This window comes from Clostridium folliculivorans (assembly GCF_024341905.1).
GTDB classification, from domain to species: Bacteria; Bacillota; Clostridia; order Clostridiales; family Clostridiaceae; genus Clostridium_AR; species Clostridium_AR folliculivorans.
Window position 1 is genome coordinate 1 of the sequence record NZ_BQXY01000051.1, and the last position, 238, is coordinate 238.

The window sequence follows — 238 nt, forward strand, 5'->3', positions numbered from 1 at the left end:
CGAGCGGAGAAAGTTCTTCGGAATTTTCTCAGCGGCGGACGGGTGAGTAACACGTGGGTAACCTGCCTTATAGAGGGGGATAGCCTTCCGAAAGGAAGATTAATACCGCATAACATTTTCATTTCGCATGAAATGGAAATCAAAGGAGCAATCCGCTATAAGATGGACCCGCGGCGCATTAGCTAGTTGGTGAGGTAATGGCTCACCAAGGCGACGATGCGTAGCCGACCTGAGAGGG

1 rRNA gene is annotated in these 238 nt (G+C 50.8%); it reads left to right on the forward strand.

The annotated features are described in order from the left end of the window. A 16S ribosomal RNA gene (locus OCU55_RS23860) occupies positions 1–238 on the forward strand; the annotation flags it as partial.